16 protein-coding genes are annotated in these 17,242 nt (G+C 46.7%); 5 read left to right on the top strand and 11 right to left on the bottom strand.

Translation table 11 applies throughout. The annotated features are described in order from the left end of the window. Window positions 1-43: 43 nt before the first annotated feature. The 3 genes from QUB63_RS27190 to QUB63_RS27180 all read right to left on the bottom strand — a co-directional run bounded on the left by QUB63_RS27190 (window position 44) and on the right by QUB63_RS27180 (window position 3,386). Entirely contained in the window at window positions 44-862 is an 819-nt protein-coding gene (locus tag QUB63_RS27190) for a Uma2 family endonuclease (protein WP_332948478.1), read from the bottom strand. Between the two features lie 143 nt (window positions 863-1,005). Further along, window positions 1,006-2,547: an MlaD family protein gene (locus QUB63_RS27185; RefSeq protein WP_332948477.1), complete on the bottom strand. Its 1,542-nt coding sequence runs from the start codon at window positions 2,545-2,547 to the stop codon at window positions 1,006-1,008. 56 nt (window positions 2,548-2,603) lie between these two features. Next, on the bottom strand, window positions 2,604-3,386 hold the full coding sequence (locus QUB63_RS27180; RefSeq protein WP_332948476.1) for an ABC transporter ATP-binding protein: 783 nt from the start codon (window positions 3,384-3,386) through the stop codon (window positions 2,604-2,606). Window positions 3,387-3,529: 143 nt separating this feature from the next. On the opposite strand from QUB63_RS27180, the gene QUB63_RS27175 reads away from it, so the two are divergent. Together QUB63_RS27175 and tsaE are read left to right on the top strand one after the other, a co-directional pair. Beyond that, the gene (locus QUB63_RS27175; RefSeq protein ID WP_332948475.1) at window positions 3,530-4,948 is read left to right on the top strand and encodes a gluconeogenesis factor YvcK family protein; all 1,419 of its coding nucleotides are present in this window, start codon (window positions 3,530-3,532) and stop codon (window positions 4,946-4,948) included. 139 nt (window positions 4,949-5,087) lie between these two features. Then, complete coding sequence (gene tsaE, locus QUB63_RS27170; RefSeq protein WP_332948521.1) at window positions 5,088-5,537, top strand: tRNA (adenosine(37)-N6)-threonylcarbamoyltransferase complex ATPase subunit type 1 TsaE; 450 nt, start codon at window positions 5,088-5,090, stop codon at window positions 5,535-5,537. 40 nt (window positions 5,538-5,577) lie between these two features. On the opposite strand, the gene QUB63_RS27165 is transcribed toward tsaE, so the two are convergent. From QUB63_RS27165 to QUB63_RS27145, 5 genes are all read right to left on the bottom strand, one after another. Beyond that, on the bottom strand, window positions 5,578-5,913 hold the full coding sequence (locus tag QUB63_RS27165; RefSeq protein WP_332948474.1) for a DUF5615 family PIN-like protein: 336 nt from the start codon (window positions 5,911-5,913) through the stop codon (window positions 5,578-5,580). 3 nt (window positions 5,914-5,916) lie between these two features. After that, window positions 5,917-6,255 carry a DUF433 domain-containing protein gene (locus tag QUB63_RS27160; protein ID WP_332948473.1) on the bottom strand — a complete coding sequence of 113 codons (339 nt, stop codon included), beginning with the start codon at window positions 6,253-6,255 and terminating at the stop codon, window positions 5,917-5,919. A gap of 225 nt (window positions 6,256-6,480) precedes the next feature. Beyond that, window positions 6,481-6,822: a DUF5615 family PIN-like protein gene (locus QUB63_RS27155; protein WP_332948472.1), complete on the bottom strand. Its 342-nt coding sequence runs from the start codon at window positions 6,820-6,822 to the stop codon at window positions 6,481-6,483. A gap of 3 nt (window positions 6,823-6,825) precedes the next feature. Next, window positions 6,826-7,149: a DUF433 domain-containing protein gene (locus tag QUB63_RS27150; protein ID WP_332948471.1), complete on the bottom strand. Its 324-nt coding sequence runs from the start codon at window positions 7,147-7,149 to the stop codon at window positions 6,826-6,828. Window positions 7,150-7,284: 135 nt separating this feature from the next. Beyond that, window positions 7,285-8,607, bottom strand: coding sequence for a dihydroorotase (locus tag QUB63_RS27145; RefSeq protein ID WP_332948470.1), 1,323 nt, complete (start codon window positions 8,605-8,607; stop codon window positions 7,285-7,287). Between the two features lie 244 nt (window positions 8,608-8,851). On the opposite strand from QUB63_RS27145, the gene lepB reads away from it, so the two are divergent. Then, window positions 8,852-9,460, top strand: coding sequence for a signal peptidase I (gene lepB, locus QUB63_RS27140; RefSeq protein ID WP_332948469.1), 609 nt, complete (start codon window positions 8,852-8,854; stop codon window positions 9,458-9,460). Between the two features lie 272 nt (window positions 9,461-9,732). On the opposite strand, the gene QUB63_RS27135 is transcribed toward lepB, so the two are convergent. Both QUB63_RS27135 and QUB63_RS27130 read right to left on the bottom strand, forming a co-directional pair. Continuing rightward, on the bottom strand, window positions 9,733-11,259 hold the full coding sequence (locus QUB63_RS27135; RefSeq protein ID WP_332948468.1) for a peptide ligase PGM1-related protein: 1,527 nt from the start codon (window positions 11,257-11,259) through the stop codon (window positions 9,733-9,735). Between the two features lie 274 nt (window positions 11,260-11,533). Then, entirely contained in the window at window positions 11,534-13,150 is a 1,617-nt protein-coding gene (locus tag QUB63_RS27130; RefSeq protein ID WP_332948467.1) for a glycosyltransferase family 39 protein, read from the bottom strand. Window positions 13,151-13,441: 291 nt separating this feature from the next. On the opposite strand from QUB63_RS27130, the gene recA reads away from it, so the two are divergent. Beyond that, window positions 13,442-14,566 (top strand): recombinase RecA, encoded by a 1,125-nt coding sequence (recA, locus tag QUB63_RS27125; protein WP_332948466.1) that lies wholly within the window; start codon window positions 13,442-13,444, stop codon window positions 14,564-14,566. A gap of 302 nt (window positions 14,567-14,868) precedes the next feature. Here recA and QUB63_RS27120 read toward each other — a convergent pair whose 3' ends face one another. Then, window positions 14,869-15,297 (bottom strand): hypothetical protein, encoded by a 429-nt coding sequence (locus tag QUB63_RS27120; protein WP_332948465.1) that lies wholly within the window; start codon window positions 15,295-15,297, stop codon window positions 14,869-14,871. Window positions 15,298-15,579: 282 nt separating this feature from the next. Here QUB63_RS27120 and QUB63_RS27115 point away from each other — a divergent pair, with 282 nt between their 5' ends. Next, a complete protein-coding gene (locus QUB63_RS27115; RefSeq protein WP_332948464.1) occupies window positions 15,580-17,064 on the top strand; it encodes a NarK family nitrate/nitrite MFS transporter in 1,485 nt (494 codons plus the stop codon). The last annotated feature ends 178 nt before the right edge of the window (window positions 17,065-17,242 follow it).

The following is a 17,242-nucleotide window of genomic DNA, read 5'->3' as shown; positions in this document are numbered from 1 at the left end:
AAAATCTAAAATCTAAAATCTAAAATCTAAAATCGATCGACCTTCAAATGGCATCAGGATCGATACCCTGACCGATCAAGTATGCCATTAGGCGATCGGCCCGCTGGCGTTCCTCATCGGCCCGTTGGCGTTCCTCATCGGCCCGCTGGCGTTCCTCATCGGCCCGCTGTTGTTCCTCATCGGCCCGCTGTTGTTCCTGTTCCACCCGTTCGGCACCCCAAAGCAACAAATTGCCATTCTCATCCCACCAGCGCAACCAATAACCCCTTCTCTGAGATTTTTCACCTTCCCAAACCCCCAGAAATAAACCCATTGATTCTATCCAAAATCGCTGATTAGCATCCGGTTCTTGCAGTTCGTACTCTCCCGATTCAGATAGTTTGTACACTTCCAAAACTCCCGATTTTGGCTCAAAAATTACATAAACTGGTACTTGTAAAATTCGCTCGTAAAACCGCCACTTGCCGTAAGGATATGTCGGTTTATTTGAATATTCACTGCCGTCCATATCCGATAAAAATTCCATCACTACTGCCGGAACTTCTCCCTCAGCAGTGCGCGTGTAACTGCGGCGAACTTCTCCTGGTTCTGGTGGCAATACCGAGGGAACGTACACCCAATCTGGTGCTTTTACTACTGTTTTGTCGTTGACTTTCGCACAGAGTCCAAAATTGGAAGCTATCAGCATTGAAGCTAGGATAAATCCTGCCAGATCCAAGGCTTCTCGCAGGGCGGCGGCTAAAAGTGGTTGGTCGATGTTTTCCACGGGCTCGTCGGGTAATTTAAAGTCGTCTGGCAATTTTTCCCAAGTGATAGTATACTTGGTTTTGGTTTCGGGCGGTTTCGATAATGTTTGGGTCATTGGTTTTTGTTGTTTCGGCTAAAAGGTTTTTTCAATAGCATCTGCACAAAATATTTAATACCGGGTTGCGCACTGCGCACCGAACCCAACTAGAGTAACTCGCGAATCTTGCAATAATTACGGTGATTCAATGATACCATATTTTAAGGATTATTTTCGGGAGCAACTAATTCTGCTGACCTTGCAGTTTGAGAAGGAATAACAGGCAATTTTTCTTTTTTGTGCAAGCTGGGAAATTTGGGCTCTACTGATTGATTTCCCGCAGTTTTACTCGCATTTACTTTCTCAGAAAGGGGCGCTAATGTTTGAGCGACTTTAACTTGCTGCCGCAGTTGTTCGGTCGAACCCAACAAGCCTCCCAGTCCGTTAAACAACCTGCGAATGTTGTTGCGGAAAGCCGGATCTCCTGTCAATTCATCCACGTCGGAAGTGATTTTCTGCACGTTCTGAAATGTAGCTCGTGCTGAATCTAGAGTTTGCTGGAGTAAGAGCAAAGTGGCGGGATTGTTTACTTGGCTGGATAAATCTCGCAAATTACCAGAAGCTTGGGCCGCATTTGCTGATAAAACTTCTAAATTGTTCAGCAATTGTCCTTGGTTGATTCGATTAATTGTCGGACTTAAACTGCTGACAGCTACCCTCAGTTCCTGACTGCTTTGATTGATGTTATTCAGGGTTGAGACTAAACTGGCGCGGTTGGTTGCTACTAAAGAATTGAGTTGGTTGGCTGTTAAGGTAATTTGATTGGCTGCTTGAGTTACTGAATTAGCAGAATTTATAGCGGCTGCCGATACGGCTTTTGTGGAAGTGTCCGCCGTGGCGGCTACTTTAGAAACATCTGCGGCGACTCCTGATATTTCCCCTTTTAGCGATTGATTTAAACTGCTCGCTTCTCCTTTTAATGATTGATTTAAACTTGCCACTTCACCCTTTAAAGATTGATTCAAACTGTTGGCTTCTCCTTTTAATGATTGATTTAAACTGGCTAATTCGGTTTTTACTGATTGACTTAAGTTGCCAACATCTCCCCTGACTGATTGATTCAAATTTTTGATTTCGGCTTGGGCTGTTTGAGTTAAAGCCGATAAATCTTGAGTGAGTTTAGCTGCACCTTTGGCTGTGTTGGCTGTATTCTCGGAAATTGATTTAATATTGTTGAACAGGGCGGGGTCAGTGTATAAATTAGCTAGGCGGACTGTGGAGCGAATTAGTTCGTCGATACTGACTCCTGCTTGACCTTTTAAGCGGGAATTTTTGCAGATAATTTCAGGGGGACAGTCGGCACTAATGGGATTGGCGGTAAGTAACGATTCTGGCAAAATTGAGTTGGGGGTAATGTCGATCGACGATTCGCCAATTAAACCCGATTTATTCGCTTCGATCGCCACATCCCGGGGCATCACTAAAGTACCGGGGGCTATCTCCAGCATCACGTCTACGCCGTTGGCGCTGGCTTTGAGGGCGGTAATTTTACCGACGGCGACGCCGCGATACCTGACGGGCGTTCCTATTTGCATTCCTTGGGCGCTGGCAAATTCTACGGCGAATTTGTAGCTGCGGTTCCCTAGCTGCACGCCCCGCAGCCAGAGGACTAAGCCGCCAAATAAACCGATTCCTACTAAAATTAAGAACCCGACAGAACCTTCTCTTACAGTTCGCGATCGCATATTGCCTCCGAGCGTCATTAGTCATTAGTCATTTCAATTCTAAAATCTAAAATCAAAAATCTAAAATTGGCTGACTATCCAATCACTTGAATAGGGCCAGTAACGCTGCCGCTAAAAAATTGTTTAATTAACAAATTATCTGTCGATGCAATGTCGCTGACAGTTCCCTCCCACTGCACTTTGCCTCGATAGAGAAACACGATGCGATCGGCAGTCCGGCGAATGGTACTGTCTTGGTGAGTGACAATCGCATAAGTGCTGCAAACCCCTTGGGCCGCCTGCAAGTCGCGGATTAAATCTTCAATTACCGTCGAAGCGATGGGATCTAAACCCGCCGTCGGTTCGTCGTACAGCAAAACCTCAGGATTGTCCCTCGCATTATCGGGATTCGCCATGATGGCGCGGGCAAAACTTACCCGCTTCCGCATTCCCCCAGACAACTGCGCCGGATAGCGTTCGCCAATTCCGGGTAAACCCACCATCTCCAACTTTTCCTCCACCAATTCCCGAATCTGGCGGCGCGGCAGATTAGAATGCTGGTACAGTAAAAAACCGACATTCTCCTCCACCGTGAGCGAATCAAACAAAGCCGCTTGCTGAAACACCATCCCAATCCCGATCGGATCTGCCACGTCGTCCACCCATCCCATCCGCCGCTGTCCCTGAACGAAAACCTCGCCCGCATCCGGGGCCAACAAACCTGCAATTATCCGCAAAATTGTAGATTTCCCCGTCCCGGAAGGGCCAATAATTGCCAGGGCTTCTCCCCGATAAATCCTCAGATCGACTCGATCGAGGATTGGGTTCTGCCCGAAGGACTTACTTACCCCCTTGAGTTCGATTAGCGGCTCAGCCATAAGATGTTATCAATAAGTTATCAGTCCTCAGTCATCAGTCTAGCTAATGACTAATGGCTTAAATTGACTGCCCGAATCAAAACTCTCTTGTATGGTAAATATGTCACATCGAGCTGTTCCAATACCCTTAAGACTAATTAACCATGTCAATTAGTTCATTTCCTAAAGCCCTGCGCGTCTTGGCTAAAGCTAAGCACTTGGCTAAAGCTAAGCAGGTTTTTGCCCAATCCAGAAATCCTTACCCTCCCTCTTTGCGGAACGGGCGAGTTCACCAGTGGTTTAAGTGGTTGGCCCCCGGACTGTTGGTGAAACGGTGGCTGCTGATCAGTGCTAGCGGTGTGGTACTTGCCACTTTGGGTTTAGCGATTTGGACTGGGATGACTCCGATCTTTTTCCTGTTGCAATTGTTGAGAAATTTTTTGACCTGGATTGCGGAAGTTATTCCCAATTACGTCTCTGGCCCGATCGTGATTGCTGGCGGGATTTTGTTAATTCTGTGGGGACAAACTCGCAGTTTGAACTCGATTACTCAAGTGCTGATGCCGGAAGGGAATGAGGAATTGGTCGATCGACTCCTCAACCACCGGCGCTTGCACCGCGGCCCGAAAATTGTCGCAATTGGAGGGGGTACGGGCCTTTCTCATTTGCTTAGGGGATTGAAGGATTACAGTGCCAAAATCACTGCTATTGTCACGGTGGCTGATGACGGCGGGTCTTCCGGGCGGCTGCGGCGGGAAATTGGGGTATTGCCACCGGGGGATATTCGCAATTGTTTGGCGGCTTTGGCAGATGAGGAAAAGTTATTAACTGAGTTATTTCAATATCGATTTCAAGCCGGTGACGGTTTGGTTGGTCACAGTTTTGGGAATTTGTTTTTGACGGCGATGAGCGATATTGCTGGAGATTTGGAACAGGCGATCGCCGCCAGTTCTAAAGTTTTAGCAGTGAGGGGGGAAGTGCTGCCGGCTACTCTGAGCGACGTTTCTTTGTGGGCAGAACTGTCTGACGGCAGGAGGATTGAGGGGGAGTCCAGCATCACCGAAGCTAACGGAAAAATCGTCAAAATTGGCTGCACTCCTGCTAATCCTCCGGCTTTACCGAGGGCGGTTGAAGCATTACAAGAAGCGGATTTTATTATTATTGGGCCGGGGAGTCTTTATACGAGCGTGATTCCGAATTTGTTGGTGAAGGAAATTGCTGATGCGATCGCCAATAGTCAAGTTCCGCGCATTTATGTGTGCAATATTATGACTCAGCCGGGGGAAACTGACGGATACAGCGTTGCAGATCACATTCGGGCGATCGATCGGGCTTGCGGCCGCCCCCTGTTCGATGCTGTAGTAGTTCAAGGAAAAGTCCCATCTGCAAAATCTTTAATCCGCTATTCTCAGGAGAATTCCTATCCAGTTGTACTCGATCGCGAAGCCATAACGCAATTGGGGCGGCGAATTGTCATCGCAAACGTGATGGATGAAGATAAAAATACTGGTTTAATTCGCCACAATTCTCAAAGGTTGGCGGGGATGTTGCTGCGCTGGTACGGCCGCGCCCAGAATATTTAAGCTGCTGACAGTTGACAGTTGACAGTTGACAGTTGACAGTTGACAGTTGACAGTTAACCGTTAACCGTTAACCGTTAACTAATGACTACTGACTACTGACTACTGACTAATGACTAATAACTAATGACTAATGACTAAGATGATACTTTCTCTTCCAGATGCTGAAGCTACGCGCAAGTTGGGCGTGTCATTAGGTCGATCGATCCCCGCCGGCACTGTAATCTTGTTACAAGGAGATTTAGGTGCCGGCAAAACCACCTTAGTGCAAGGTATCGCCGAAGGTTTGGGGATTCAAGAATCTATTGAAAGTCCTACTTTCACCCTAATTAACGAGTATTTTGCAGGGCGGATTCCGCTGTACCATCTAGACTTGTATCGACTGGAGCCCGAAGAAGCGGAGGCTTTGCACTTAGAGAGTTATTGGGACGGATTAGAAAGGGATTTGGGAATTGTGGCGATCGAATGGGCCCAAAGATTGCCCTACAAACCCGAGAATTCTTTGCAAATTTCTTTGAGTTATCTCGATAACGGGCGGCAAATTGAAGTGATTGGGAATGGAGAGTTATTGGATTGGCAATGGGAAAATTGAGCGCGTGCGATTCTTGAAGAGGGATAGCTACGGCACGAACTTACTGCGGTGGGCGGTTGACTCGAATCAATTTACCCCTCAAAGTTTCTTCACCAGCAATAGCATCATTAATGCGTGTTGCCAACCTTTCGAGATTTTTATCGTCTGTACATACGATAATACCCGAATGGTTGGGTTGTTCGGCGTGCAAGCGTATGAAATGCCGGCGATTTTGCGTCATCACCGCGCGATCGTTATTCGCAGCAAAGGCTAATACTTCGGGGTCATCATCTCCAGCATTTCCTGCCTCTTGAATAGTCAGGGCATCGCGACCTAAATTTCGCAGCCGTGCCACAACAGGAAACGGGAACTGTTCATCTGCATAAAGACGTGCCATAAATTATACTTCCTGCATCATTGCTGCTGCTTCTTCTCGGAGTGCTGTTTCAATTTCTTCTGCATTTTCCTCAGCGTAAGTCCAAACGTTGACTAAGTTTATAGCATTCAAATAAGGATAAAATTGCAGAATTTCAGCATCCGTTGCACCTTGACTTCGCAAACTCACGAACAGCCAAACGGGTAATCTAGTTTTGGCAATACAAGCATCGCCGCCACAAACTCCGGGAGTCTTCGTAATTCCCGGCCAGCTATTGCTTAAACTTTGGGTTAACAGCCGTATTGCTTCAGATTTCTCGGTCGGAGTTAAGGCAAGAAGTTGTGTTTTTAATTCTGGGAGCATAGGTAATATCGCCTTCAGAATAAGGGAATATACTTTGATAAGTTTAGCACGATTTTGGGCTTCTGTCCTGGAGACAGTATCAACCAGAGATTTATTTGTAAATTTCTTTGAGTTATCTAGATAACGAGCGGCAAGTTGAAGTGATGGGGAATGGCGATTTATTTGATTGGCAATGGGAAAATTGAGAAAGGGCGATTCACCCCGAGGGATAGCTACAGCGCGTACTTACTGCGGCAACTGGTTGACTCGAATCAATTTGCCCCTCAAAGTTTCTTCCATTGAAATAGTCTCATTGATGCGTATTGCCAACCGATTTCTATCTCTGTCATCTTTACCAACAATAATACCCGCATGGTTTGGCTGATGTTTGTGCAGTCCCATGAAATCAAACCTATTTAATGTCAAAACAGCTCGATCGTTACTCGCAGCAAACTCTAGCACCTCTGGATCGGGAATTCCCAGATTTGCATTGCCTGCTTCTTGAACTGTTAACACATCGTGGCCCACCGTTCGCAAGAATTCGCTAACTATGCCCGGAAAATGTTCGTCCGCATAAATACGCGCCATAGTTCAAGCTTCCTCATTTTTTTTGATGGCTGCTTCAATTTCATCAAGATTTGCATTAGCGTAACTCCAAGCATTCACTAAGTCGGCGGCGCTAATATGAGGATAGTCATTTAGCAGTTCTGATTCAGTTATACCCAGACGGCGAGACTCTACCAATCCCCAAACTGGAATCCTAGTTTTGGCAATACAAGCATCGCCACCACAAACTCCGGGAGTCTTCGTAATTCCCGGCCAGCTATTGCTTAAACTTTGGGTTAACAGCCGTATTGCTTCAGATTTCTCTGTTGGAGTTAAGGCAAGAAGTTGTGTTTTTAATTCTGGGAGCATATATAATATAGCCTCGCTTGTCAGGTAATATATGCTGATAATTTTAGCACAACTTTTGCTGGCAGTGTTTGAGGTTTGTAGTTGCGCTGTCTTCGCCCCAGCGCAACTACAAACCTTTGTTTAATTATACAGAGATTACTCAGCGTCAAATCTCAAGGCTTCACCCCTGACATTTGTATCTAATTTGCCGTTCTCAAAAACAACTTTTCCTCCCACAACCGTCACAACAGGCCATCCCGTCAAATTCCAACCTTCAAAGGAACTCCAGCCGCACTTGCTCGCCATTTCTGCTCCGACCACCGGGCGGTATTTTTCCAAATCTACCAATACTAAATCAGCATCGAAACCAGGAGCGATCGCCCCTTTATTCGGAATCTTATAAGCCTTAGCAACTGCCGCAGACATCCAATTAGCAACTTGCGCCACCGTACACTTTCCCTGCACTGCTTGCGTCAGCATCAAAGGCAAAGAAGTTTCTACTCCGGGCATTCCCGACGGCGTATTCGGATACTCTTGAGCTTTTTCTGCTAAGGTGTGCGGCGCGTGATCGGTGGCGATAAAATCAATTACGCCGTCTAATAAAGCTTGCCAAAGTATTTCGTTATCGCGGGGCTCGCGCAATGGCGGATTCATCTGGGCTAAACTGCCAATTTTCTGATAGGCGCTGGTATTTAACAGTAAATGCTGAGGCGTTACTTCGGCCGTTACCCAACTCGGTTTTTCCTGCCGCAATAACTCAGCTTCGTCGCCTGTTGAAAGATGCAGGATGTGCAATCGGCGCTGATATTTATTTGAAAGTTTTAAGGCTAGTTTAGTTGCTAACAAGGCTGCTTGGTTGTCTTGAATTTGTGAGTGAATCGCGACCTCGGAAATTCCGGCAAATTCCTGGCGTCTCTGATTAATTCTAGCTTGGTCTTCGGCGTGTACTGCAATTAATCGATCGCCTGCCGCAAAAACTCGCTCTAAATTTTCCTCTCCATCCACCAACAACTGTCCGTGCATCGAACCCATAAACACCTTAATCCCCGGAGTCGGATTCGCATCCAACAAATCCGGCAAATTCTCCGGCGTCGCCCCAATAAAAAAGCCGTAATTGACCAAACACTTGTCAGCAGCGCGGCGCAGTTTATCATCTAAGGCCGCTTGAGTTGTGGTTAGGGGTCGCGTATTCGGCATTTCCAAAAACGATGTCACGCCGCCCTTAGCGCACGCGCAGCTAGCGGTAAACAAGTCTTCCTTGTGTTCTAAACCCGGTTCGCGGAAGTGTACCTGCGGGTCAATTACTCCGGGTAACAGAGTTAAGCCGATCGCATCTATTTCGCGATCGCCCTCCAAGGCAATTTCAGGAGCAACCCGAACAATTTTGCCATTGCTAATTTGCACGTCCCCTACCAAAAACTCGCCGTCGGGCAAAAGAACGCGAGCGCGGCGGATTAACAAACTTGATGTCGTCTGCATAAGCTATAATTAAGTGAGGAGTGTACGTGGAAACCTGGAAAAATTTTATCCTCAAAAGAGTTTTGAAAATAGTAAGAAATATAACTATATTTCCTAAAAATTGTAATTTTTAGGGTGCGCCGTCCGCACCTTACTCGACCAGATAGTACAAAAACTCACCTCTGGGGCGCAGATTTTGCAGATTTCATCAAAAAACTCCGACTTAAGTCTATAATTTGTATCCAGCCCAGTGACTTAAATAATTATGACTCGTCTAGACAAGTCAGCCGACCAAAAACCCCCGCAAGATACCGAAAATCCTTGGATAGAAGGAATTAAGACGATCGGCTTAGCAGCATTCTTGGCCTTTGGCATCCGCACCCTGGTGGCGGAAGCTCGCTACATTCCCACCGGCTCGATGCTCCCAACCTTGCAAATTAACGATCGATTAATTATAGACAAGGTGAGCTATCGACTCCAAGACCCCCAGCGAGGAGATATTATCGTGTTTATGCCCCCAGATCCGGCGAGTTTGTGCACGGGACAGCCGCCGCCGATCAAAGATGCCTACATCAAGCGAGTGATCGGACTCCCGGGCGACACTGTGGAAGTCAAAGAGGGAAAAGTTTTTATCAACAAGCAGCCGCTACAGGAAAAATATATTGAAGAAATTCCGCAGTATCCCTACGGGCCTGTAGTTGTATCTCAAAATTCTTACTTGGTGCTCGGCGACAACCGCAACGCAAGCTGTGACAGCCATTATTGGGGCTTTGTACCCAGGCAAAATATCATCGGTAGGGCGATCGTCCGTTTTTGGCCTCTCAACCGCACAGGCTCGATCGATCCCACGCCGCTTTATCCCGCTAAAAATTAGCTACCACCTCGAATTGGGCAGCTTAAAACCTGCGGTTGTCAGCTTAAATTACCGATTAACCATTTCCCACGACCAACTAATCAACGGTCAAACCAGATTTAGTATGACGTTTCGCGATCGATCGCTTTCACAACTTTGTGACCTCAGAAACCCGGTTTATTCCTAAATTTCTCCCTATCAAACGCAAAAGCAAAACTCGTAGAAACCGAGTTTCTCGCCCGTAAATCTCAAATGGAAAACCTGAAATCGACTTACCTCTCAACTGTCAACTGTCAACTGAATGAAGTTTCGCGATCGAGCACTTTCACAACCTTGTTATACATCTCCTCTGCTTCTTGCTGCGAATTGCCGATACTCGTCAATCCGAGTTTGCCAAACTCCGACAAACAGCCCATTAAATGAAACACACTCCCCGTCTCAGTACCGCTGTCAAAATGCAGTTGATTGTCAGCAATAATATCCATCAAATCGTTCGGCAACAATCCCCGATACCGCTCCTTTTTCAAATTGTCCGAAGCCACATAATATTTCGGACGGCCCTGCTGGCTGTAAAACAATCCCGTAGTTCGCTCGTAACGACCGTTTGTTAACAGCTTCAAAGCCATAAACGGATGAGTTGTACCTCCTTTCCGCAAGTTAATTTCTATTGCTTGAATGTCCCATTTCCCGTCATCTTGTCGCACGGCAACATAATCGACTCCAAATCGCTCTAAAGCACCTTTTTCAGCTAAATTTTTCCCAACTTTCCATCCCAATTCTTGCAGCGCCAGCCGATAGGATTCATCCGCCGGAAATCGGCAACCCAAGAAAATTTGACCGTCCGGGCCTCCTAAAATCTGGTCGTGGGTGGAGAGGATTTCTACTTCGCCGCTGGGGACAATTCGACCTTGAACGCTGGGCGATAGCTTTTCTTCTCCTTCGATAAATGCTTCGGCAATTGCCCCTAATTCGGGAATGCGGCTGCTGAAATTTTCCCAGGTTTCGCCTGTTGCTTGAAAGCGCAAATTCTGGAAGCGATCGCCAATTGCTTTAACTCTTTCTTCAGGTGCTTTACCTGCGATCGGTTTTAGATCTAAAATTGCATTTCCTTCCCCCGAAAAACCTTCATTTAACTTAATTACGATCCGCTGCAAATGCGGCTGCCTTTCCCACAAGAGAGCTGCAGCTTCCGCTAAATCTTCCGCATTCCAAACCAACTCGGAACCGTCAGGATAAGGCACGCCACATTCTTTAAAAATTTGCCTGCTGCCGCTTTTTGTTCCCCAGTATAACAGATCGGGATCGCTCGCCCACAAAGGAATTCCCAATTTAACAGATAACTCGCGTTCTAACGGCGTCGAGTTGTAACAAACCATATAAGATTTTGTCGGCCGCACTGCTTGACGGATGCGCTCCATCAAGCGGGGACGCTCTAAAATTTTCTGCGTGAGGGATTTCGCCGAAGCATCGTAAGCCGAGAACAGCAAAAGCCGATCGCGCGCGTGAGAAAATGGAATGCCTGGGAGCAATTGCAGGTAATAATCCACAATCATGGGGTGCAGCGGCTCGGAGGTAATGTAAATTAAGCGCGTGCGGGGATTTCGCAGGCGAATCAATGAAAATAAATGCCGCTCTTCGTAGTGGTAAGCACCCTCAACTTTCTGCATTTCTTGCTGATCTAAGCTGAGAGAAGGAATGATAATAATGTCACAATCTCCGCTGTCAAATTCTTCTATCGCTCGCCAACGTTCGCGTAATTCTGTCTGAAGATTGCGAAATTTTTGCGAGTATTCGGAAGATGAATTGTTTGACTCTTGCATGGCGTTTTCTCCTAAGTATTCAAATAATTATTGCTGATGATGTAGGGTGCGTCAGCCCCAATAGTTGAGGCAACTCAACTGGCACTCTTATAGGGGTTAATTTTTAGGTACGTTGTTGCGCGAAGAGCGCTCTTATATATATAAAGAGCGCCCAAGCGCAACAACATACTTTTATTTAAATTGACAAAAATTCTCAAATAGTGACTTAAGGTGCCTCAGTTCAAATATTTGAGACAAATCAAACAGTTTTTTTCACTCCGCACCCTACCGGGAACTAAGAAGCTCGCCGCACTCGAAAAAGTTTGGCGTATTCCAATACAGGCTCTAGTCGCCGTTGATTTTGCTTGAGTGCCGAGCGCAATTTTTCCGAAGGGCGGAACACCAGAGGAGCCGAATATTTGTTCAGCATCTCGATTTGGGGCGACTGACTCAGCAGCATCAGCCGTACATCTTTGTCAAGCAAATAACTCAGGGAGAGCAAATCTCCCATGTTAGTAAAATCGTTGCCGCGATCGCTAATTACTATTGTATCTTTAATCGAGCGGTTAGCTATTGCCTCTTTGTTAATATTTCTCGCAACTTCAGCATTAAAATAGCTCAAGTCTTTGCTCCACCAAGTATCAGAAACAGCGCTGAGGGTACAGGATGCTATACTTGCTGTAAATACCCCGGCTAAAACGACTTGCCCAAACCGCTGCTGAGTTTTCAGATTACTTGCGAGCAAATAAGCAACTGCTAGCTGCACTCCCGGAAAGCACGAAATCAGATAGCGGCTGACGGCGGAACGTTTGCCGCCCAGGATTAGATCCGGTAAAGCCAGCATCAAAAAAGGCACAAAAATTGATGTTACAATAAACAGCAAAGTTGAACTGCTAGTTTGGCGGCCGATTTTGTAAATGGCTGCTGCAATTAACAGCAAAAATGGCAATCTCAGCAGGTAAGTCCAGATATTGTCAAAGCCGAAGTCGAAGTCAAAAAATAAGGCTGTAAAGCTGAGCGTCCACAATTTTACCAGATACAGCCAACCAGGAGATATTCGCGTCCAATCAGTCGTTGCTGAGGCTCGTTCCATGTTGGTCGCCAGCACGTAAATCCACGGCACATACAACATTAAAGCTGCTGTTACTGCTAAGAAAAATTGGGAATTAGTTAAGTGACCTCGCAATTTTCGTTTTTTGACAAACAGCCAGCAAGCAATTATAAAAACTCCGTGTCCGATCAGTGTTAAACTGAAGAAAGGGTGAGTGTAGAAACCGATCGCGATCGCGATCGAGTAACAGGCCCAATTTTGCCAGCCCCGCAACCGCACTGCTCTCAGCAGCAGCCAACTGCTGCCAATAACTGCGGCTGTCAGCAAACTGTACTGCCTTGCTGTCTGAGCAAACAAGATATCAAAGGGAGATAAAGCCAACAGTGCTGTTGCTAATAATGCCACCAAATTCGAGGCGAAAAGTTCCTGAGCTAAAGCGTACATCAAAGGCAGCGACAGCAAACTCAATATTGCTGGCAAACTGCGAGATGCTGTTAGAGAACTGCCAAATTGCTGCATCCACCAACGAGCCATCAGAAAGTACAAAGGCGGATGCTGCGGGTCTTCTAATGCTAAAGAACGAATTGTGTCTGCTGCTGTACTTCCCGGTTTGATCCGCTGATATTTTTGCAATTCGGGTGCGGGAACAATCCGGTTTTGGAATAGTTCGCCGTCGATTTCTTGGCGGGTGAAACCAGCGGCGCGGATTGATGTGTAAGCTTCGTCGTGCCAGTAAAGTTTGCGATCGATCTCAAAGAACCGAAATCCGATACCTAGTAAAATGCCGATCGCCAATAAGCCGCTCAGCCACCGGGAGTTTTTGGGATTAACAGATGTGTCTTGATGTGTTTTAGATACCATGCTTGTCCTAATTGTGGCGATCGTCCGAGAGGAACTCTAGACCATGCTAAACCTGACTCAAGCGAGCGATACCCAGTACAGAGCCCAACAGACCATAATTCTACCCTCTGCCGGATGCCGAATACCTTCTACATAAGTGCCTTCTGAAAGCTGGAGCAGGCCCAACCACCCCAAAATCAAGAATCTTAAACCAAATCCTCCCAGAACCTCCAGACCCCAAAAATAACTGCTAACATACGTGTTGTACAGTTAATCAACAAGCTCCGCAAGGGGTCTACCCGCGTACCGAAAATGGCAAAAAAAGAAGCTTCTACAAAAACTACTGAAAACACAGAAAAGCAAAAAGCCCTAACTTCCGTACTGTCCCAAATCGAGCGCAGCTTTGGCAAAGGAGCGATCGTCCGATTGGGAGACTCCACTCGCATGAGGGTAGAAACCATCCCCACCGGAGCCCTGACACTAGACATTGCTTTGGGCGGCGGTTTGCCAAAAGGCCGAGTCATTGAAATTTACGGCCCGGAAAGTTCCGGTAAAACCACTCTAGCCCTCCACGCGATCGCCGAAGTCCAAAAATCCGGCGGTATCGCAGCCTTCGTCGATGCCGAACACGCCCTCGATCCCACCTACGCCTCAGCATTAGGCGTCGATATTGAAAATCTCCTAGTTTCCCAGCCGGATACCGGCGAAATGGCCCTGGAAATCGTCGATCAACTCGTGCGCTCCGTCGCCGTCGATATCGTAGTAATTGACTCAGTAGCCGCCCTCGTCCCCCGCGCCGAAATCGAAGGCGACATGGGCGACTCCCACATGGGCTTGCAAGCGCGCTTGATGAGCCAAGCACTTCGCAAAATCACCGGCAACATCGGCAAATCCGGCTGTACCGTCATTTTCCTCAACCAATTGCGGCAGAAAATCGGCGTAACTTACGGCAACCCCGAAACAACAACCGGCGGTAACGCACTCAAATTCTACGCCAGCGTGCGGCTCGACATTCGCCGCATTCAAAGCTTGAAAAAAGGTACCGAAGAATACGGCAACCGCACGAAAGTTAAAGTTGCTAAAAATAAAGTTGCTCCGCCTTTCCGCATTGCCGAATTTGACATTGTATTTGGCAAAGGCATTTCTACTTTAGGCTGTCTGACTGACTTGGCCGACGAAATGGGAGTAATTACTAAGAAAGGTTCTTGGTACAGCTATAACGGCGACAACATTGCTCAAGGACGCGATAACGTGATTCGGCACATGGAGGAAAATACCGAATTTAAAAATGAGATCCACCGGCTAGTACGGGAAAAACTTGATACTGGGGCTGTGGTTTCTGCTAATTCTGTCGCTCCTGTCGATCCGGATCTTGATGATGAGGATCTCGATGATGATGATGATGATGATGATGTACAAGATTTGGAAGAAGTCTAAATTTTGTGGCGATCGGTCATTAGTCATTAGTCATTAGTCATTAGCAATAGTAGGTTGGGTTTAACGTAGAGAAACCCAACCTACTATTGTATGTATTATTTTTTTGAAATCGATCGCAGAACTTACGCAGAAACCCAGTTTCTGAATACCCTAAAAGTTTTAGGTTTAATAATGAAATCAACAACATGACACCAGTTCCCCAAAAGAATGCAACTTTAGGCAAACTCCCAACCCTGGTAGTCATAAGTCAATCGAAAATCCAAAATCCAAAATCCAAAATTGTATGATTTGCCCGATCGACTCTAGTGTTGAGGATGTTGGTTGAACGTTACCTCTAAAACCTCTGTCTGCTGCTTGATAGTAGCAGAGCGCTTTTGAGAATACTTGTCGTGCAGGAAAATAGTTAAGCTCACACCCACAGGCAACACAAAATACAGGAATGCCAACAACATCTGGGAAATTTCTTCCTGCTGAGCCGCGTCAAATAGTTGAGGTGCAGCAGCTTGACTTGTCGTGCTGTTGACTAGCTCTTGATTCGACTGCTGTGCTTTCACTGGGGATTGAGTTGATTGGGCGATCGCCTCTTGTGCAGTTCCCAAACATCCCGCCACCGCTACGCAAACAGTCAAAAGACCCAAAATTCTTGATTTCGCGGTCGCTCCCTTGCTGATGGGGCCCCGGTCGTCGCGATCGGTTGGCTGAGATTCTATTTTTGTGAAGCGTACAAGCATTTTTACCTACCGCCCTTGAATCAAATTTAATTTCTGTATTCAAATATACTATTTAAATTTTTTAAATGCAAGACCTATGTCAGAGAAATTTGACATTAAATGCAGTATCTGCATGAAATTGATGCGCTAGCTTCAATTTTCAGGATAAAAAGTGACGTACCATACAGTTTTGCCTCAAGACATGGAATTGAATGAAAGCGGAACAGGTTGAGGGACACCCGGAATAAACCCTAATTGTTATCAAACTTCATCATTTGTATTTATTTATTAGGATCGCTTAATATGCTTCAAGGGCTTTTATCGTTCAGAGGGCCTTTTCGGATTCTGAACCTGAGTTGGTTTGCTTTTTTCTTAACCTTTGTAGTTTGGTTCAACTACGCACCCTTCAGTACAACGGTGCAGCACGACTTGGGTTTGACACTCGGCCAAGCCAGAATCATCAGTCTGTGCAACCTAGCGCTCACAATTCCGGCACGGATTATTATCGGGATGTTGCTCGATCGCTTTGGGCCCCGCATCACCTTCTCTTCACTCCTGGTGTATGCAGCAATTCCCTGTCTCGCCTTCGCAACTGCCCAAAACTTCAATCAATTAGTATTGAGTCGCCTAGCAATGGGGATTGTCGGCGCTGGATTCGTCGTCGGCATTCGTTTAGTTGCTGAATGGTTTCCACCAAAAGATATCGGCTTCGCTCAAGGAATCTACGGCGGCTGGGGCAATTTTGGTTCTTTTGCCGCAGAGGCTGCTTTACCGGCGATCGCCGCCGGCACAGCTTTTCTCTCAGTCGGGCACACAAACTGGCGGCTGGCGATCGCGCTAACTGGCATTGTCACAGCAGTTTTCGGAGTCATTTTTTACCTCAACGTCCAAGACACTCCGCCGGGGAAAGTTTATCAGCGCCCCGCCCGCAACGGTGCAATGGAAGTCACCAGCGCTAAAAGTTTTTGGGCACTGTCGATCGCCAATATTCCTCTATTCGGCGCCTTAGGTTTGATTGTGTGGCGCTTGCAGAAAGCAAATTTTCTCACTACCAATGTGATGTACGGCATTTGTGCTGGCTTAGTCGCACTCTACACGATTCAAGCCTACAAAGCCTGGGAAGTTAACCGAGAAGTTGTGACAGGCAAAAAACATTACCCGCCTCAAGAACGCTACCAAATCAGTCAAGTATTTGTATTAGAACTAGCTTATGCAGTCAGCTTTGGTTCAGAACTCGCTGTAGTTTCCATGCTGCCTGAATTTTTCGAGCATACCTTTAATTTAAATCATGCGATCGCCGGGCCTCTAGCAGCCACCTATCCCCTGATGAACTTAATCAGCCGTCCAGCAGGAGGCTTAATTTCTGACAAAATCGGCAGCCGCAAGTGGACGCTGACAGTCATGACTGGTGGAGTTGGGTTAGGGTATTTGATGATGAGTCAAATCACGGCAGAGTGGCTGTTGCCGCTTGTCATTGTTATGACAATGCTCTGTGCATTCTTCGTCTTCGGCGCAGCAGGCGCGACTTTTGGCATCGCCTCATTAATTAAACGCGAGGTGACAGGTCAAATTGCTGGTAATATCGGTGCTTACGGCAGTGTCGGTTCTGTGATTTACGCCACCGTTTACAGCTTTTTACCCCAGACAGTGGAAGGCAACCGTATCTTTTTTCAGCTACTAGGGATTGCTGCTGCGATCGTGTGCTGCCTTTGTGCTTTTATCCTCAAGGAGCCAAAGCTTTATCAAAACAAAGAAGTGGCAGAAGCAGCTATGCTAATAGGTCACTAGAAACTATTATTATGGCAATACATAGATTGTCAAACGAACATTAAAACCCGCTCTCTTTGGTTCGCAGCATCGGAATGCAAGTCCTCTCATTTGATGAGGACTTGCATTCCGAACGATCAAACACTTTCTCTCTTTGGTTCGCAGCATCGGAATGCAAGTCCTCTCATTTGATGAGAAC

It is taken from the genome of Microcoleus sp. ARI1-B5, assembly GCF_036705795.1.
In the GTDB taxonomy this organism is placed as follows: Bacteria; Cyanobacteriota; Cyanobacteriia; order Cyanobacteriales; family Microcoleaceae; genus Microcoleus.
Note: the sequence above shows the minus strand (reverse complement) of the source record. Positions and strands in the feature narration are given on the sequence as shown.